General features: G+C 39.8%; 2 protein-coding genes and 1 pseudogene. All 3 read right to left on the reverse strand.

Translation table 11 applies throughout. From position 1 onward, the window contains the following. A partial coding sequence (locus ACFINX_RS09525) for a tail protein X (protein WP_375668749.1) occupies nucleotides 1-110 on the reverse strand: 110 nt, incomplete at its 3' end. After that, nucleotides 107-487 carry a phage tail protein gene (locus ACFINX_RS09530; RefSeq protein ID WP_375646059.1) on the reverse strand — a complete coding sequence of 127 codons (381 nt, stop codon included), beginning with the start codon at nucleotides 485-487 and terminating at the stop codon, nucleotides 107-109. The genes ACFINX_RS09530 and ACFINX_RS09525, both read right to left, overlap by 4 nt. A gap of 5 nt (nucleotides 488-492) precedes the next feature. Beyond that, a pseudogene (locus tag ACFINX_RS09535) lies at nucleotides 493-1,325 on the reverse strand (phage tail protein); the annotation flags it as partial.

A 1,325-nucleotide genomic window follows, 5' to 3' on the forward strand; every position in this document is an offset into this window, starting at 1 on the left:
TTTGCTGCATAAACGCGTTCAACAGCAAGGGCTTGTTGACCCTTTGCATAGTATCTCCAGCAAATGGCATCAACCATATCGCCTTCTTTTGTTACGTAAAGATCACTCATAACTCTTCACCATATTCTCTCAACTTTATTGTAAATTCTTGTTTTTTGGGGGACCCGTTTTGGTGAAAAATGCTTTGCTTTTCCTCTACAGAAAGAATGACAAACTTTCCTAAGATTTTGCCTTGACCAGTCACAAGAATGTGAGGTCCTTCATGTGCCATTTGCCGTAAATATTCGAGCTGTCTGTGACCACCTTTGAAATCTGGATAAATCACACCAGTTAAAGAAAATTCCGCATTTGCAACGGCAGGCAATTGAAGAGCTGCTTTGCGCCCCAATCGTCCTTGCTCTACCCATGGAATGCCATAAGACATATCAAGTGTTTGATAAGCAGCTGTTTCAATCGAAAAAATAAAACCACCCAAAGCTAACATCATGGTATTTAATCCGAAAGGCTAGAGGCTATGGCTAAACGTTGCTGTTTTGCATAGCGTTCAAGTGCTTGATTGACAGCGTCTCTGATTTCGTCCTTGAGACCATTTGGTACTGAAATATTGAGATTTGTAATGGTTACACGGGCGTCTACTTCAACGGGCTTATGAACCGTAATTGGCTTTGGAGCTTTAAAGGCACCTACTTTATTTGTTGCCTGCATTTGTCCTGTTTCAACGACACTTGTATTAAAACCACTCTTGCGTTTTTCAGGGGGGTATTTGTAACCACTGCTGTATCCAGCATTTTTTTTGCCCGTGTATTGGTTTCATCAGTAAAGGTTTTAATGGTCTGCGTTGAAGTTTTGTCTATTGAGACATTAAACTTTGATTTTTTTCCTCCAAAGCCAGGTATCCAACTGGTTAATTTATTCATCATATTGCCAAATCCGTTATATAGATCACCCCATTTGCTTTTGATGCCCTCCCAAAGCCCATTAATAAGATTGGAACCTGCTTCCATTAAATCGACCCCAAGCAACCATTTAATCAATGCATTTATGCCTTTTGCAATCCAAGAGAGGGGTGAAAACTTTTTAAAGAGACTAAAGAGGTTACTGAAAATGTTACTGCATAAATTAGCCAAAGAACTCAACAAATTTCGTAAGAAATTCATGACCGTATCCCAATTTTTATAAAGCAGATATCCAATTCCAATAAGGGCTGCAATACCAGCCATTATCCAGCCTATGGGGGTTGTCATGATAGCAACACCAAGCGATATAAAAGCAGAACCAACAGCGGTTATTGCTGGAATAACTGAAGCTATAAGAACTGCTCCAAC

The sequence above is a fragment of the Bartonella sp. AP36NXGY genome (genome assembly GCF_042195865.1).
Classification (GTDB): domain Bacteria; phylum Pseudomonadota; class Alphaproteobacteria; order Rhizobiales; family Rhizobiaceae; genus Bartonella.